Annotated in this window: 15 protein-coding genes; 6 read left to right on the forward strand and 9 right to left on the reverse strand. The window is 72.9% G+C overall.

Annotated features, from left to right (window positions below; genetic code table 11):
- The 3 genes from ACWF9Z_RS03190 to ACWF9Z_RS03200 are packed head-to-tail and all read right to left on the reverse strand — an operon-like array spanning position 1 to position 4,219.
- Positions 1-1,599, reverse strand: coding sequence for an acyl-CoA carboxylase subunit beta (locus tag ACWF9Z_RS03190; protein ID WP_453596879.1), 1,599 nt, complete (start codon positions 1,597-1,599; stop codon positions 1-3).
- Positions 1,596-3,419: an acyclic terpene utilization AtuA family protein gene (locus ACWF9Z_RS03195; RefSeq protein WP_453596880.1), complete on the reverse strand. Its 1,824-nt coding sequence runs from the start codon at positions 3,417-3,419 to the stop codon at positions 1,596-1,598. The genes ACWF9Z_RS03190 and ACWF9Z_RS03195 overlap by 4 nt, the downstream gene beginning before the upstream one ends.
- Positions 3,416-4,219: a TIGR03084 family metal-binding protein gene (locus ACWF9Z_RS03200; RefSeq protein ID WP_453596882.1), complete on the reverse strand. Its 804-nt coding sequence runs from the start codon at positions 4,217-4,219 to the stop codon at positions 3,416-3,418. The genes ACWF9Z_RS03195 and ACWF9Z_RS03200 overlap by 4 nt, the downstream gene beginning before the upstream one ends.
- Positions 4,220-4,437: 218 nt before the next feature.
- On the opposite strand from ACWF9Z_RS03200, the gene ACWF9Z_RS03205 reads away from it, so the two are divergent.
- The 4 genes from ACWF9Z_RS03205 (at position 4,438) to ACWF9Z_RS03220 (ending at position 7,392) form a co-directional block, all read left to right on the forward strand.
- Positions 4,438-5,127 (forward strand): HAD family hydrolase, encoded by a 690-nt coding sequence (locus tag ACWF9Z_RS03205; protein WP_453596884.1) that lies wholly within the window; start codon positions 4,438-4,440, stop codon positions 5,125-5,127.
- A gap of 134 nt (positions 5,128-5,261) precedes the next feature.
- Entirely contained in the window at positions 5,262-5,534 is a 273-nt protein-coding gene (locus ACWF9Z_RS03210) for a hypothetical protein (protein WP_453596886.1), read from the forward strand.
- A gap of 119 nt (positions 5,535-5,653) precedes the next feature.
- Positions 5,654-6,595 (forward strand): hypothetical protein, encoded by a 942-nt coding sequence (locus tag ACWF9Z_RS03215; RefSeq protein WP_453596888.1) that lies wholly within the window; start codon positions 5,654-5,656, stop codon positions 6,593-6,595.
- Between the two features lie 50 nt (positions 6,596-6,645).
- Entirely contained in the window at positions 6,646-7,392 is a 747-nt protein-coding gene (locus ACWF9Z_RS03220) for a hypothetical protein (RefSeq protein WP_453596889.1), read from the forward strand.
- A gap of 88 nt (positions 7,393-7,480) precedes the next feature.
- Here the strand turns inward: ACWF9Z_RS03220 and ACWF9Z_RS03225 are convergent, their stop codons facing one another.
- A complete protein-coding gene (locus tag ACWF9Z_RS03225; protein WP_453596891.1) occupies positions 7,481-8,494 on the reverse strand; it encodes an EamA family transporter in 1,014 nt (337 codons plus the stop codon).
- Positions 8,495-8,541: 47 nt separating this feature from the next.
- Positions 8,542-11,268, reverse strand: coding sequence for an FAD-binding and (Fe-S)-binding domain-containing protein (locus tag ACWF9Z_RS03230; protein ID WP_453596893.1), 2,727 nt, complete (start codon positions 11,266-11,268; stop codon positions 8,542-8,544).
- A gap of 84 nt (positions 11,269-11,352) precedes the next feature.
- Here ACWF9Z_RS03230 and serC point away from each other — a divergent pair, with 84 nt between their 5' ends.
- On the forward strand, positions 11,353-12,471 hold the full coding sequence (serC, locus tag ACWF9Z_RS03235) for a phosphoserine transaminase (protein ID WP_453596895.1): 1,119 nt from the start codon (positions 11,353-11,355) through the stop codon (positions 12,469-12,471).
- Between the two features lie 55 nt (positions 12,472-12,526).
- Here serC and ACWF9Z_RS03240 read toward each other — a convergent pair whose 3' ends face one another.
- The 4 genes from ACWF9Z_RS03240 to ACWF9Z_RS03255 all read right to left on the reverse strand — a co-directional run bounded on the left by ACWF9Z_RS03240 (position 12,527) and on the right by ACWF9Z_RS03255 (position 14,895).
- Positions 12,527-12,883 carry a glutamate ligase domain-containing protein gene (locus ACWF9Z_RS03240; protein ID WP_453596897.1) on the reverse strand — a complete coding sequence of 119 codons (357 nt, stop codon included), beginning with the start codon at positions 12,881-12,883 and terminating at the stop codon, positions 12,527-12,529.
- Positions 12,876-13,502 (reverse strand): C39 family peptidase, encoded by a 627-nt coding sequence (locus tag ACWF9Z_RS03245; protein ID WP_453596899.1) that lies wholly within the window; start codon positions 13,500-13,502, stop codon positions 12,876-12,878. Before ACWF9Z_RS03245 ends, ACWF9Z_RS03240 begins: the two co-directional genes overlap by 8 nt.
- A 16-nt stretch (positions 13,503-13,518) precedes the next feature.
- On the reverse strand, positions 13,519-14,487 hold the full coding sequence (locus ACWF9Z_RS03250; RefSeq protein ID WP_453596901.1) for a D-alanine--D-alanine ligase family protein: 969 nt from the start codon (positions 14,485-14,487) through the stop codon (positions 13,519-13,521).
- 195 nt (positions 14,488-14,682) lie between these two features.
- Positions 14,683-14,895: a hypothetical protein gene (locus ACWF9Z_RS03255; protein WP_453596903.1), complete on the reverse strand. Its 213-nt coding sequence runs from the start codon at positions 14,893-14,895 to the stop codon at positions 14,683-14,685.
- A 324-nt stretch (positions 14,896-15,219) separates the two neighbouring features.
- Here ACWF9Z_RS03255 and ACWF9Z_RS03260 point away from each other — a divergent pair, with 324 nt between their 5' ends.
- Positions 15,220-16,302, forward strand: coding sequence for a helix-turn-helix domain-containing protein (locus tag ACWF9Z_RS03260; RefSeq protein ID WP_453596905.1), 1,083 nt, complete (start codon positions 15,220-15,222; stop codon positions 16,300-16,302).
- The last annotated feature ends 11 nt before the right edge of the window (positions 16,303-16,313 follow it).

The raw sequence follows: 16,313 nt of genomic DNA on the forward strand, positions 1-16,313 counted from the left end.
TCACATCCGGAAGACGCCGAAGCCGCCACGGGCGCCCTCGACGGGGGCGTTGTGGACGGCCGACAGGCACAGGCCGAGGACGGTGCGGGTGTCGCGCGGGTCGATGACCCCGTCGTCGTACAGCCGCCCGGAGAGGAACATCGGCAGGGACTCGGACTCGATCTGCGCCTCCACGAAGGCGCGCATGCCGGCGTCGGCCTCGTCGTCGTACGCCTGCCCCTTCGCGGCGGCGGACTGGCGGGCCACGATGGAGAGCACCCCGGCGAGCTGCGCGGGACCCATGACGGCGGACTTGGCGCTGGGCCAGGCGAAGAGGAAGCGGGGCTCGTAGGCGCGGCCGCACATGCCGTAGTGGCCGGCGCCGTAGCTGGCGCCGATGAGGACGGAGAGGTGCGGGACCTTCGAGTTCGACACCGCGTTGATCATCATCGAGCCGTGCTTGATGATGCCGCCCTGCTCGTACTCCTTGCCGACCATGTAGCCGGTGGTGTTGTGGAGGAAGAGCAGCGGGATGTCGCGCTGGTTGGCGAGCTGGATGAACTGGGCGGCCTTCTGCGACTCCGCGCTGAACAGCACCCCCTGGGCGTTGGCGAGGATGCCGACCGGATAGCCGTGGAGGGTGGCCCAGCCGGTGACGAGGCTGGTGCCGTAGAGCGGCTTGAACTCGTCGAAGTCGGACGCGTCGACGATGCGTGCGATGACCTCGCGGGGGTCGAAGGGGGTCTTGAGGTCGGCCGGGACGATGCCGAGGAGTTCCTCGGGGTCGTGGAGGGGTTCCTCGGCCGGCAGCGGATCGGGGTGCGCCTTGCGGTGGTTCAGGCGGGCGACGACGCGGCGGGCCTGACGGATGGCGTCGTGCTCGTCCAGGGCGTAGTAGTCGGCGAGACCTGAGGTCCGGGCGTGCATGTCGGCTCCGCCGAGCGACTCGTCGTCGCTCTCCTCGCCGGTGGCCATCTTGACCAGCGGCGGACCGCCGAGAAAGACCTTGGAACGGTCCTTGATCATGATGGTGTGGTCGGACATGCCGGGGACGTACGCGCCGCCGGCGGTGGAGTTGCCGAAGACGACGGCGACGGTGGGGATGCCCTCGGCCGAGAGCCGGGTGATGTCCCGGAAAATGGCGCCGCCCGGGATGAAGATCTCCTTCTGGGAGGGGAGATCGGCGCCGCCGGACTCGACGAGGCTGATGCAGGGCAGCCGGTTCTGGCGGGCGATCTCGTTGGCCCGCAGGGCCTTCTTCAGCGTCCAGGGGTTGGAGGCGCCGCCGCGGACGGTGGGGTCGTTGGCCGTGACCAGGCATTCGACGCCCTCGACGATGCCGATGCCGGTGACCATGGAGGCACCGACCGGGTAGTCGCTGCCCCAGGCGGCGAGCGGGGACAGCTCCAGGAACGGGGTGTCCGGGTCGAGCAGCAGCTCGATGCGCTCCCTCGCCAGGAGCTTGCCGCGGCCGCGATGGCGGGCGGTGTACTTCTCGCCGCCGCCGAGGAGCGCCCCGTCGTGCGCGGAGCCGAGCTCGGCGAGGCGGTCCAGGGCGGCGGTACGGGCCCGCGTGTGCTCGGGGGCGAGCGGGTCGACGGCGGTCTTGAGGCGGGTCACGGAGTCCCCTCCGGGGTGGTCGGCTCGGGGAGCAGGTGGACGGGGATGTCGAGGTGGCGCGAGCGCAGCCACTCGCCCAGGGCCTTGGCCTGGGGGTCGAAGCGGTGGCCGGAGGCGACGCCGGCGCCGAGGACGCCGGTGACGGTGAAGTTGAGGGAGCGCAGGTTCGCCAGGACGTGGCGGGTCACTTCCAGGGGGGCGGTCTCGGGGAGCAGGGCCTTGAAGGCGTCCACGGTGAGCGTGGCGTGGAGCCAGTCCCAGGCCTCGCCGCTCTCGGCCCATACCCCGATGTTGGCGTCGCCGCCCTTGTCGCCGCTGCGGGCTCCCGCGACGGCCCCCAGGGGGGCTCTGCGGGTGGGGGTGGGGGTGGAGGTCGGAGCGGCGGGGGCCGGCGGGGCGGAGTCGGCCGGAGCCGGGGACTCGGGGCCGGGCTCGGGGCTGAGGCCGGACTCGGTGCCGGGGCCTGGGCCGGGCTCGGAGCCGGGGTCCGTGGAGGCGGTGGGGCGTTCCTCCACCCCGCCCTTCACCGGGGACGGGGGCCGCGTGCCGAGCTGCTGGCGGGACCCGTCCGGCAGGACGGCCGTGTGGGGGACCGAGTCCGCCGGGACCAGGGACGAGGCGAAGGTGCCGTAGGGCTGGGCCGCGCCCGGTGGGGACGTGACGTGGAAGCCCGGATAGCTGGCGAGCGCGAGCTCGATCGCCGCCGAGGTCAGGGCCCGGCCGACCCGGTCGGGCGACGGGTCCCGGACGACCAGCCGGAGCAGCGCGCTCGCCGTCTCCTCGGTGTCCGCGTCCTCGTGGTCCGTGCGGGAGAGCGTCCAGGCGACGGAGTCCACCGGGGCCAGGAGCGGCGCCAACTGCTCTTTGACCAGGGCCGCCTTCGCCTCGATGTCCAGGCCCGTCAGGACGAAGACCACCTCGTTGCGCCAGCCCCCGATCCGGGTCACGCCCACCTTGAGGGTCGAGGGCGGGGCCTCTCCCCGGACGCCGGAGACCGCCACCCGGTCCGGACCGGCGTCCGCCAGCCGGACCGTGTCCAGGCGGGCCGTCACGTCGGGGCCGAGGTAGCGCACGCCCTGGGTCTCGTAGAGGAGTTGGGCCGTGACCGTGCCGACCGAGACGGTGCCGCCCGTGCCGGGGTGCTTGGTGATCACCGAGGAGCCGTCCGCCGAGACCTCCGCGAGCGGAAAGCCCGGCCGGGAGACGTCGTGCCGGGTGAAGAAGGCGTAGTTGCCGCCGGTCGCCTGCGTCCCGCATTCCAGGACGTGGCCCGCCACCACCGCTCCCGCCAGCCGGTCGTGGTCGTCCGGCTCCCAGTCGAACCACCAGGCCGCCGCCCCGCTGACCAGCGCCGCGTCCGTGACCCGGCCGGTCACCACCACGTCCGCGCCCGCCCGCAGGCAGGCGGTGATGCCCGCGCCGCCGAGATAGGCGTTCGCCGTGAGCGCGCCCTCGCCGTACGGCATCAGGTCGTCGCCCTCGACGTGGGCGACCGCGACCGGGAGGGACAGCTTCGCGGCCAGCGTCCTGATCGCGTCGGCCAGTCCCGCCGGGTTCAGGCCGCCCGCGTTCGCGACGATCCGTACGCCGCGTTCGTGCGCGAGGCCCAGGCCCTCCTCCAGCTGGCGCAGGAAGGTCTTGGCGTAGCCGAGCTCGGGGGACTTCAGCCGGTCGCGGCCGAGGATCAGCAGGGTCAGCTCGGCGAGGTAGTCCCCGGTGACCACGTCCAGCGGGCCGCCGGTCAGCATCTCCCGGAGGGCGCTGAAGCGGTCCCCGTAGAAGCCCGACGCGTTGCCGATCCGCAGCGGGCGCCGGGTCATCGGGCGGCTCCCGGCTCGCGGCCCGGACCGGCCGGGCCCGCGAAGGCCTGGGCGATGCCGAGCCAGCGGTCGGCGTCGGGGCCGGTGGCCGTCAGGGCCAGATCGGCTCGGTGGGCCCGCTGGGTCACCAGCAGGCAGAAGTCGAGCGCCGGGCCCGTGATGCGCTGCTCCGCGTCCTCGGGGCCGTACGTCCACACCTCCCCGGAGGTCCCCGGAGCCGTCAGCTCCACCCGGAACGGCGCCGGGGGCGCCGTCAGGCCCCGTACCGCGTACGCGTAGTCGCGCGCCCGCACCCCGATCCGCGCCACGTGCCGCAGCCGCGCCGTCGGAACGCGGCGCACGCCGAGGGCGTCGGCCACGTCCTGGCCGTGGGCCCAGGTCTCCATCAGGCGGGCGCTCGCCATCGACGCGGCCTTCATCGGCGGCCCGTACCAGGGGAACCTGGCCTCGGGCGAGGCCGCCGCGAGCGCTGCGTCGAGGTCGGCGCGGCCGGCCCGCCAGCGGGCCAGCAGTTCGGCGGGCGGCAGCGCGGCCCCCTCCTCGGCGCCGGCGTCCACGAAGGAGTCCGGGGCCTTGAGGGCCTCCTCGACCAAGCCCGCGAAGGCGTCCGCGTCGGTGAGGGAGAGCAGCGAGGCCCGGTCGGTCCAGTGCAGGTGGGCGATCTGGTGGGCGATGCTCCAGCCGGGCGCGGGCGTGGGCCTCGCCCAGGCGGGGCCGGGCAACTCGCCCACGAGGGCGTCCAGTTCCCGGCCCTCCTCGCGGAGATCGGTGAAGACGGCGACAGCGGACGGATCGGGCACGGGTGCGCTCCCCTTCTCGGCGTGGGGGGAAGCCTGGCAGCCGCCGAGAAAACAATCAAGCGTGCTTGCATTTATTTTCGGACGGATGCCGGCCCGCCCGGGATCCGAACCGGTCCCCGCCAACTGGGGCCGCACGGAGCGGCCTTGAGGCGGGGCGCCCTCGCCGCCCCGCCCGGAGGGGCTTGCGGGCGGCCGTCAGCACGGCGAGGATCGGCCTCATGATCAAGGGCGTGATGTTCGACTTCTCCGGCACCCTCTTCCGCGTCGAACCCACCGAGGACTGGCTGCGCGCCGTGGTGGCCGAAGCGGGGATCGGCATGGCCGAGGCCGAGCTCGTGGAATGCGCGGCACGGCTTGAGGAGGCCGGCGCCCTGCCCGGCGGGGCCAGTCCCCGGCAGCTGCCGCCCCGGCTGGCCACGCCGTGGCGGGAGCGCGACCTGGGCGCCGCGCAGCACCGCGCCGTCTACACGGCCCTCGCCCGCGAGGTCGCGCTGCCCTCGCCGGAGCTGGCGGACGCGCTGTACGACCGCCACCTCACCCCGGCGGCCTGGCGGCCCTACCCCGACACCGCGACGACGCTCGCCGCGCTGCGCGAGCGGGGCGTCCCGGTCGCCGTCGTCAGCAACATCGGCTGGGACCTGCGCCCGGTCTTCGCCGCCCACGGCGTCGGCCACCTCGTCGACGCCTACCTGCTGTCCTTCGAGCACGGGGTCCAGAAGCCGGACCCGAAGCTCTTCGCGGCCGCCTGCGAGGCGCTCGGACTGGCGCCCGCCGACGTCCTGATGGTCGGCGACGACCGCGTCGCGGACGCGGGGGCCGCCGCCCTCGGCTGCCCGGTCCGGTTCGTCGACCACCTGCCGGCCGACCAACGGCCGGACGGGCTGGCCCCGGTGCTCGAGCTCCTCTGAGGCGCGGCGGCGGCCGCCATCGCGGCCCGGTACGGGACCGGGACGGAGCCCGAGCGGGAAGGGAAGGTAAACGGTTCACGAAGGAGTCGGCCGAGGCCTTCCCTCCGCCCGAGGGGGGCTGAAATGCTCCGCGCATGACGACTCCTCGGATGTACTTCGCCGCGGCCGCGCTGAGCGTCCTCGCGCTGGGCGTGACCGTGGCGAGCGGCTGGGGCCAGGACTTCCCGGACGGAGACTCCGCGGGAACGGGTACGGGGGCGGGTACGGGGGCGGGTACGGGGGCGGGCACCGCCACCCCGCCCCGGGTCTCCCCCTCGGAGCGGCCGGCGCAGTCGTTCCGCGTCGAGGCCGACGTCCAGCACGCGGCCGTGACGGCGCGGACGGACGGCGACATCGTCTGGAACTGAGCTTCCCGAGCGCGCGCCGAAGCCCGCCCGTGGCTTGAACTCCCCCTGGACCGGCGCCAGTCGGCGCCACCTCGGTATAGCGTCGGCGCCGACGGGAGCGGCCCAGGGGCGGGAGCGGTATGAACGGGGACATTCGCTATCGGGTGGAGCGGATCGCGCTGGCCCTGATGGCCGCGTCCGGCGTCGTCGTGCTCATCGCGGACCTCCTCGGATGGCTCGACGCGCTGGCTCCCGGGGGCGCGCTTCCCAAGGTCACCCTGCTCATCCTCAGCACGGTCACGGTGTTCCTCCTCCTGGAGATCGACCGTCTGCGCAAACTCGACGTCGTGCAGGAGCAGGTCACTTCCCTGGACGACGCGGTCCAGACGCGGATCGCCCGGCTGGACGACACCGTCCGGGCCCAAGTCGAGCGGCTCGACAGCAGTTTCCGGACACAGCTCGCCAAGCTGGACATCGACACCGTCGCGCAGCAGCTCAAGCAGGAGAACTACCTCGGGGTCATCCGGGTGCACGATCGTTTCCCCGCGGCCGAGTTCAACGCCTTCGTGGACGGCGCGACCCAGGAAGTGGTCATCCTCCAGACCTGGATGCCCAACCTGGAGCTGCTCCGGCAGTCGCTGGAGAAGGCCCTCGCCGACCAGCGGATCCCCGTCCGCGTCATGCTGCTGCACCCGGCGTCCCCGGTGGCGGGACTGCGCGACGAGGCGCTGCGCAGGGTACGGGACCCCGCCTTCGCGGTGGACGTGCGGGCGAGCGTGCAGCGGTGCCTGGCCGGTCTCGCCGAACTCCACGCGGCGGTCCCGGCCGAGAACCGGGAACTGCTGCGCGTGCGGGTGTACAACTCGTTGCCGTCCATCGCCGTGCACAAGGCCGACGAACACTTTCTGGTCAGTTCGTTCCTGCACCGCCAGCTCGCCATCGACTCCGCCCAGATGGAGATCGACGGCAGTGACACCACGATGGGCCGGCAGGTCCAGCAGGAGCTGGACACCCTGTGGGACATCGGCCACGACGTGGCCTTCCCCGACTGGCGCGAGTCGCTCCGCACCATCGGCCTCTGAGCCGGCGGTCCGCCGGTCCAACGGTCCACCGATCCACGGAAGGTACGGCCATGCACGATCTGCACGAGCTGGACGCGTTCGAGGACACGCTGATCAAGCGGTTCGAGGAGCATCCGGTCCTGGCCAACATCACGCGCCTGCCGGAGGAGGACTTCGCCGCGATCCTGCTCCAGCGGCGCTTCGTCTCGCTCGCGTTCACCCCGTCCTACGACCTGGCGATCGACCTGCTGCGCGACGAGGAGGGGCTGCGCATCGCCCGGATCATCCTGCGCGAGGAGTACCCGGACGAGGACCACGGCCACACGCCCTCGCACCGCGAGGACATGACGCGGGACCTGTACGGGCTCGGGGTGTCCAGGGAGGCCCTGGTGGCCTCGCGGCCGACGGCCGCGACGCTGCGCGCCGTCACCGACGCCCTCGGGCTGATCGCCGACGCGGGCGGCCACGAGGACGCCGACCTGCGGCTGCTGGCCGTGCTGCGGTTCTGGGGCGAGGTGCTGGTGTCCGTCGAGTACGGGCGGCTGTGGGAGCGGATGGGGCCGGTGTTCACGCGCGAGGGCCACAACCGTTCGCGCTTCTACCACCCGCACCTCGTCCACGACGCGAAGACGCACTCCCTCGCGACGGTGTCCCTGCTGTCCGGCACCCACTCCGACCGGCTGGCCACGCGGGTGATCGAACTCCTCGCGCGCGAGGCGACGACGGACCGCTTCAAGGAGATGGAGGAGCGCACGCTCCAGCTCAAGACGGGCTTCTACGACCAGTTCCTGCCCGCCCTGGACCGCGTCGCGGCCTGACCCGCATCCCGCCTCCCGCGGGTTCCGGATCCCACGGACCCCGGCCCCCGGATCAGGCCCCATGCGGGCTCCGGGGGCCGTCGCCGGATCAGGCCGACGTACCCCGCGGCCGGGTGCGGCGCGTCTGCGAGCGGACCGCGCCCATGCTCGCCGCGATGACCAGCGCGATGGCCGCCGCGTCCAGCGCCGACAGCGCCTGGTTCAGTACGAGGAAGCCCGCGGCGGCCGCGATCGCCGGCTCCAGGCTCATCAGGATCGCGAACGTCGGCGCCGGCAGCCGGCGCAGGGCCAGCAGCTCCAGCGTGTAGGGCAGGACCGAGGACAGCACCGCGACGCCCAGGCCGAGGGCCAGGGTGCTGGGCAGGAGGAGCGCCGGGCCCGCCTCGATCACGCCGAGCGGGAGCGAGAGCACGGCCGCCACGGCCATCGCCAGCGCCAGCCCGTCCGCCTGCGGGAACCGTCGCCCGGTCCGCGCGCTGTAGACGATGTACGCGGCCCACATGACGCCGGCGCCGAGCGCGAACGCCGCGCCCAGCGGGTCGAGTGCGCCGAAGCCGCCTCCGCCGTGGGTGGAGAGCAGGACCACGCCGGCCAGCGCCAGCCCGGCCCACAGCAGGTTCGTCAGGCGGCGGGACACGACGACGGACAGCACCAGCGGACCCAGTACCTCCAGCGTGACGGCGGGGCCGAGCGGGATGCGGTCGATGGCCTGGTAGAAGAGCCCGTTCATGCCCGCCATGGTCACGCCGAACCACACCACCGTGGTCCAGTCGGCGCGGGAGTACCCGCGCACCTTGGGCCGGCACAGGAGCAGCAGCACCAGCGCGGCCGCGGCGAGCCGCAGCGTGACCACGCCCGCCGCGCCCACCCTCGGCATGATCATGACGGCCAGGGCCGCACCGAACTGCACCGAGACGCCGGCCGTCACCACCAGCGCGACCGGACCGAACCGGGCCAGCGGAGAGCCGTCCACGGGCGGGAGCCCGGGGGCGTCCGCCGGAGCGGTGGATCTGGCGCGGGACCCGGCGGCGGACCCGGCGGCGGATCCGCCCGGGGCGGAGGTGGGGCGGGTCGGGGAGACGGGTGAGGTAGGTGCGGGCATTTATCCAGATTAGGGGGTCCGTAAGGACCGTGCTTGCACGTTTTGCCTTACATCGGGGTGGGCTGCGTCTCGGGCAGGGCCTCCGCCAGCACCTCCGCCAGGTGGCGGGCCCGGCCGGCGGACAGCTGGGCGATCTGGGTCCGGCAGGAGAACCCGTCCGCCAGGACCTCGGTTCCGGGGCCGGCCGCGCGCAGCGACGGCAGCAGCTGTTCCTCGGCGCAGGCCACGGAGACCTCGTGGTGGCCCGGCTCGAAGCCGAAGTTCCCCGCCAGGCCGCAGCAGCCGCCGCTGAGGTCGCCGGTGAGGCCGGCGCGCTCGCGGAGCCGGCGGTCGGCGGCGTCGCCGAGGACGGCGTGCTGGTGGCAGTGCGTCTGCCCGGCGACCGGCCGGTCCAGGCGGGGCGGCTGCCAGTGTGGGGCGTACTCCTCGAGGGTCTCGGCGAAGGTACGGACGGCGGCGGCGAGGCGGTGTGCGCGGGGGTCCTCCGGGAGGAGGGCGGGGAGGTCGGTGCGCAGGGCGGCCGCGCAGCTCGGTTCGAGGACCACGACCGGGCCCCCCGGGTCGCCCACGGTGTCGAGGGTGCGGCGCAGGACCGCGCGGGCGCGGTCCAGGCGGCCGGTGGAGACGTACGTCAGGGCGCAGCAGACGGGGCCCGCGGGCGGGGCGGGGTCCAGGCCGGCGGCGCGCAGGACCCGTACGGCCGCCTTTCCGGCCTCGGGGGCCAGGTACTGCGTGAAGGTGTCCGGCCACAGCGTGACGCCCGGACCCCGCCCGGACCGGGCGGCGCGCCCCCACCACCGGGTGAAGGGTTCGACCGCGAGCGCGGGCAGCGGCCGGGCCCGCTCCAGGCCCGGGATCCGCAGGAAGCGGGACACCCGGTTCGCCGCGCGGGCGAGGCGCAGCGCGGCGATCACCCGCAGCCACGCCGGCAGCCCGCCCAGGACGTAGTGGGCGAAGGGCCGCAGCCGCCCGGACCAGTGCCGGTGGAGGAACTCCGCCTTGTACGAGGCCATGTCCACGCCCACCGGGCAGTCGCTGAGACAGCCCTTGCAGCCCAGGCAGAGACCGAGCGCCTCGGCGACCTCCGCCGAGCGCCAGCCGTCCGTGACGATCTCTCCGGCGAGCATCTCGTGCAGCAGCCGGGCCCGGCCCCGCGTGGAGTGCCGCTCCTCCCCCGTGGCCCGGTACGACGGGCACATCACCGCCGGGCCGCCGACGTCCTCGGAGCGGCACTTCGCGACCCCGACGCAGCGCGCGACCTCCTGCGCGAAGGGCGAGGCCGGGAGGACGGCGAAGCGGAGGTTCTCGTCGAGGCGGGCCGGGCGGACGAGCATGCCCGGGTTCATGCCGCCCGACGGGTCCCAGATCCCCTTGTAGGCCTCGAAGAGGGAGATCACCGCGGGTTCGTACAGGCGCGGCAGCAGTTCCGCCCGCGCCTGTCCGTCCCCGTGTTCCCCCGACAGGGAGCCGCCGTGCGCGACGACCAGATCGGCCAGTTCGGAGGAGAAGGCGCGGAAGCGCGCCACGCCCGGCGCCGTCACCAGGTCGAAGTCGATGCGGACGTGCACGCAGCCCTCGCCGAAGTGGCCGTACGGGGATCCCCGCAGCCCGTGCCGCGTCAGCAGCGCGCGGAATTCCCGCAGGTAGGCGCCGAGCCGGGCGGGCGGGACCGCGCAGTCCTCCCACCCCGGCCAGGCCATCGCGCCTCCTGGCATCCGGGTGGCCGTGCCCGCCGCGTCCTCGCGGATCCGCCACAGCGCCCGCTGCCCCGCGGGGTCGGTGACCAGCAGGCCGTCCACCGCGTCCGCGGCCCGTACGAGGGACCGCGCGGCCCCCTCGTCCCGCATCTCCACGAACAGCCAGGCGCCGCCGCGGGGCAGCCGGCCGGCCGCCGGTCCCACCAGGTCGGCGGCCATGCCCTCCACCGTGAGGGGGCCGTGCGGCAGCAGCCCCGCCGCCGCGTCGGCGGCCGCGCTCTCGTCGGCGTACCCGAGCACGGCGAGCACCGGCGCGCGCGGGGCCTCGACCAGGCGCACCACCGCCTGCGTGACCACGCCGAGGGTGCCCTCGGCGCCGCAGAACGCGCGGGCGGCCTGGACGCCCCGTTCGGGCAGCAGCGCGTCCAGCCCGCCGTAGCCGGAGATCCGCCGGGAGAAGCCGCCGGCCATGCCGGTGCGCAGGACCGCCAGGTTCCCCTCGACCAGCTCCCGCAGGCCCGCCGGGGTGCCCGCCCAGCCGGTGGCGAGGCGGTGCTCGGTGCCTCCGTACGCCGTCACCGCGAGCTCCGCCACGTTGTCGGCGGTGGTGCCCCAGGCCACCGAGTGGGCCCCGCACGCGTTGTTGCCGATCATCCCGCCGAGCGTGCAGCGGGAGTGCGTGGAGGGGTCCGGTCCGAAGGTCAGCCCGTGCGGGCGCGCCGCGTCCCGCAGCCGGTCGAGGACCAGGCCGGGCTGGACCACGGCGGTGCGGGCGGCCGGGTCCAGGGACACGAGGGAGTCCATGTGCCGGGTCAGGTCCAGGACCACGCCGGTGCCGGTGGCCTGTCCGGCGATCGAGGTGCCGCCGCCGCGCGGGACGACCGGTACGCCCGCTTCGGCGCACACGGCGAGCGCGGCGGCCACGTCGGCCGCGTCGTACGGGGCGACCACGCCGACCGGGACGCGGCGGTAGTTCGAGGCGTCCATGGTGGTCAGGGCCCGTGCGGCGGCGCCGAAGTCGACCTCGCCGCGCAGGTTCGCCCGCAATGTCCGTTCGAGTTCTCCGGGTGCCTTCACACCGACACCCTCCCACCGCTCCCTCGCGTCTCATCCGGTGGACGCGCCTCCGAGGCGTGGACCGGGAACCGATACGCTCGGTCCGTGGCTGAGATCCAGATTCCCGCTGACATCAAGCCCGCCGACGGACGCTTCGGCGCGGGCCCCTCCAAGGTGCGGACCGAGGCGCTGGACGCCCTCGCCGCCACCGGTACCTCCCTGCTCGGAACCTCACACCGCCAGGCCCCGGTCAAGAACCTGGTCGGCTCGGTGCGCCAGGGTCTCCGGGACCTCTTCTCCCTCCCCGAGGGCTACGAGGTGATCCTGGGCAACGGCGGCTCCACCGCCTTCTGGGACATCGCGACCGCCGGTCTCATCGAGCGCAAGTCGCAGCACCTCACCTTCGGCGAGTTCTCCTCCAAGTTCGCCTCGGCCGCGAAGGCCGCGCCGTGGCTGGACGCGCCGTCCGTGATCTCCTCCGAGCCGGGTACGCACCCGGAGCCGGTGGCGGAGGCGGGCGTGGACGTCTACGCGTACACCCACAACGAGACCTCGACGGGTGTCGCGGCGCCGATCAAGCGCGTCACGGGCGCCGACGAAGGGGCGCTCGTTCTGGTGGACGCGACCTCGGGCGCCGGCGGTCTGCCGGTGGACATCACCGAGACCGACGTCTACTACTTCGCCCCGCAGAAGTCCTTCGCCTCCGACGGCGGCCTGTGGCTGGCGGCGTTCTCCCCGGCGGCCCTGGAGCGCGCGGCCCGCGTGCACGCCTCCGGCCGGCACATCCCGGAGTTCTTCTCGCTGCCGACGGCGATCGACAACTCGCTGAAGAACCAGACGTACAACACCCCGGCGCTGTCCACCCTCTTCCTGCTGAACGAGCAGCTGGAGTGGATGAACGGCCAGGGCGGCCTGGAGTTCACGACGGGCCGTACGTCGGCCAGCGCGGCCCACCTGTACGGCTGGGCGGAGGCGTCGAAGTACGCCACCCCGTTCGTCGCGGACGCCGCCAAGCGCTCGGCCGTCATCGGCACGATCGACTTCTCGGACGACATCGACGCGGCCGCGGTCGCCAAGGTGCTGCGCGCCAACGGCATCGTGGACACCGAGCCCTACCGCAAGCTCGGCCGCAACCAGCTCCGCATCGCGATGTTCCCGGCGGTGGACCCGGCGGACGTGCAGGCGCTGACCGCGTGCGTCGACTTCGTCATCGAGAAGCTCTGACGACTCCGATGCCCCCCAGCGGCCTTCCGGCCGCTGGGGGGCATCGGTGCGTGGGTCAGTCGCCGTTCCAGGCGCCCCACTCGGCCACGTTCTCCCCGGTGAGCAGTTGTGCGATCTGCCAGCGCATCCCGCCTCGGGAGCCCTTCACCAGCACGACGTCACCGGACCGCAGGTAGGTCTGGACGAACCGCGCGGCAGTCGCGTTGTCCCCGACCATCGCCACATCCGGTACGCCCGCCTCGCCGGCTGCCAGGGCCAATTGTTTGGCGAGGTGGCCGCCGACGGCTACCACGAGGTCGATGCCCTGCTCGGCGGCGAAGCGGCCGAGGCCGCGATGTTCATCCACGGACTGCTCACCCAGCTCCAGCATCTCCCCGAGGACGGCGATCCTCCGGCCTCGTTCCTCAGACACCCCTGACTCCCAGCACGACGCCGCGTCCGGCGTAGAACCGGTCCAGGTCCGCCCAGGGGACGGCCGCGTACTCCTGGGACCGGTCCGGGAACCCGGAGGGGTTGTGCAGCAGTACAGCGTGCTCAGTGAACCCGACCGCGAGGACCAGGTGGCCGCCCTTGCTTGTGGGTGCGGGATCCAGGGTGCGGATCGTCTTGTGGACCGACATCATCGCCAGGCCTCCCTCGGCGAGTGTTTCCCGGATGGTCTCGTGGGCCAGCACAGGCGCTGAGCGGGCATACAGGCTCCAGCGAGCAGTGACGTACTCCGCGAACGGCTGATAGATCAGCCCCTTTACCGTGTCTCCTTCGCGGACGTACGCCCCCGCTTCACAGAGGTCTTTCACCAGCGGCACCGACGGCGGCACTGGGATCTTCAGGTGGTCCAGCGTCATCCGCAGGCAGGCCACTCCGCACATGCGGGGCGCCCAGAACGCGTACTCCTCCGGGGAGTCGGCGCCGGACTTAGGCCACAGGGGATCGTCGGCCGCGCTCGTACCGGTGATGAACTCCGGTACCAGCGCGGCCGACTCCCACTGGGAGTAGTACGGGACGGGGTGCTTGATCGTGGAGCCGGTCATGCCTCCACAGTCTGGCCTACGGGAGGTAGCCGGGCTTGGTGAACGCGGTCCGGACCACGTGCTGGATCAGGTCCGAGTACGCGATGCCACCCGCGCGGGCCATCGTCGCCAGGTTCCCCCGCGTGGACAGACCAGGGAGCGTGTTCGCCTCCAGGATCACCGTCCGATTGTTCGGGCCGACCATGAAGTCCACCCGTAGCACGCCGTGCGCCCCGAGGATCTGGTGCACGCGCCGGGCCATGTACTGCATGCTCTCGGTGGTCGGGTTGGGCAGGATCGACGGGCAGTGCTCGGTGCGCTGTGCCGGGTCGTGCTTGGCCTCGTAGTCGTAGAACGCCCGGTCGGTGTGGACGTCGTGGACCGGGAGGGTGCGGAGCCGGCCGTCCACCTCGATCAGCCCGACGGTGCAGGGGATGCCTTGGATGTACTCCTCGATCATGAACTCGGCGTACGGTTCCCCGTCGGCCGGGGTCAGCAGCTCCCGCAGCCCGTTCGCGTCGTGCGCGATGCCCGCCGACAGGCTGCCACCGCCGGACGACGGCTTGACGAACACGGGGAACCCGAGGGTGAGACGGACGGAGCTGATGGTGGATTCCACCGACACGTTCGGGTGCCTCATCACCCACCGGGGCGTGTCGAGGCTGTCGCGAGTCAGCAGGGTCTTGAACGTCGGCTTGTGCATCCCGATCGCGGAAGCCATGACCCCAGAACCGGTGTAGAGGATGCCGAGCGTGTCGAGCGCCCCTTGGATCTTCCCGTCCTCCCCGCCAAGGCCGTGAAGACCCAACAGGGCAACGTCGATCCGGTCGCGGAGGGAGGACAGCGGGGTGTCCGCCATGTCGATCAGCTCGGTCGTCAGACCGGCCTCGGCGAGGGCCTTGGAGGCGGCCTCACCGGAGGCGATGGAGCCGGGCCGTTCAGGGGAGTTCCCGCCGCAGAGGACTCCGATTCGTAAGGTCTTGATGTCCGGCATCGTGATGGTCACACGTCCTCCTCGGTCCGTGGTGCACGGGATGGTGCTGGATACCCGGCCGCGCCACGCCTGCGAGATCGGCGGGGCCTGGGACTTGTCTGATCTATCGGTCGGGCGTGCCGGCCAGGGCGAGCGTGACGGCCAAGGCGCCGACGAGGACGACATAGGCCAGAACGGCGAGCCGCTGGCGCCAGCCCCGTAATGGATTCACTGAAGGACTTCGACGTTCGTCGGGGCCGTGGACAGTTCCCGGCCCCCGCCGTTGGGGCGGATGTAGGCGAGACACACGGGCATGGGCACCCCGCCATAGTTGGGGACCTCCTCCCGGACGATCGCCATCAGCTCGCCCTCGGTGCCACTGGCGATGTCGCGGACCTGCCTGCCGATGCGGGGGTCTCGCTCGTGGTCGAAGGCGTCCACCGGCCTCACTGGTCGTCGCCCCCGTCGTCGTCCTCGCCGACGGCACGGTCCAGGAAGCGCTGCCAACCGTCCTCAGCCACCTCCCGCATGCGCGGGCTCAAGGAGCCGTACGCAGGCTGGTCACGGAGCTGACAAGTGAGCGGGCAATGGGGCAGAGATTGCTGGGGCATGGCGCACTCCTCGGTCGGGAGGGGGGAGCGGCGTCAACCTCGGTCGTCGTAGGAGCCTGGTCGATTCCGCGTGATGAACCTACGGTCGCTCTGCGTGCAGTAGGACTGACTACGGGTACGAGTTACCTCAGAGGCCGCACCCGGGGAGCGCTCAATGACCGCGAGATCAAACACCGGCACGATCGCGGGGTTCGTGCTGCGCACGGCGCGAGAGTCCATCCCTCGTACGCAGGCAGCGATGGCGGAGGCACTGGGTGTAGATCTCGCCACGGTGCAGGGGTGGGAGTCGGGCCGACGGCCGGTCGCGAACATGCGCGCGGTGGATCTGCTCGGCCTGCGGCGGCGGTTGGCCGGGCTCGGCGCAGACGCGGCAATCGTCGCCCTGCTTGACGCGGCGATGGACGCGGACCGGATCATCAGTGCCACACTCCAGCCCACCAGCGGGCCACACCCTCTCGCCGAGTGGGTACACACCCGGGACACCGCCCACATGCTCGCGTGGGCGCTCACAGGGACCCGGCCGCCCTCCCTTACCGCGATTCCGCCTCCCCGCCGCAGGGGGCCGGCATCAGCCTCGCCACTCCTTCCCTCACCGGATCGGGCCGCGTTCTTCGAGCAGCTGCGGACCACAGCGGAGGCCGCCTCCAGGACCGACCCCCAGGGCATCCTCCTTCACCGCCAGGCGTTGTATCTGACCTCGTACGACAAGACCCCGGAGGCGGTGACCTGGACCGCGCAGGCACTCCACGCCCGCAGGGGGCTCCTCGCTCGGCGGGGGTGGACACCGCAGTGGGCGGAGGCCCGGTCGACGGCCACTGCTCTGGCCCGGCTCGGGGACCCCGTCCCCCTGCTGGACTTCATCGAGCGCGCGATGGTGGACGACGACGCGGGCGAGGCCGCAAACCTGAACTACTGGGCTTATTGGCTGGGCGGCACCCCGTTACCGCAGTCCGACGACCTGTTCATGCGGGACCGGCAGCTGACCGGCTGGGACCCCGTCACGCTTCTGCGGGGGCTGACCTACGGCCTTCACCATGCCCCCGGATACGTCGACCTGTACGCACACACCATGTGGGCCCTGCTGACGGCCCATCCGTGGCTGCCGCAGGCGTCCGTCCCGCTCGTGCGGGACCTGTCGGAGCGTACAGAGCTGCTTCTGGACGGGGGCGGTGTCTCCGAAAGGTCCCGGCGTGAACTCGCCACCGTGCGTAAGGTTCTTGATGATCGGCACCACTGAGACCGGAGGAC

The sequence above is a fragment of the Streptomyces sp. NPDC054961 genome (genome assembly GCF_053609145.1).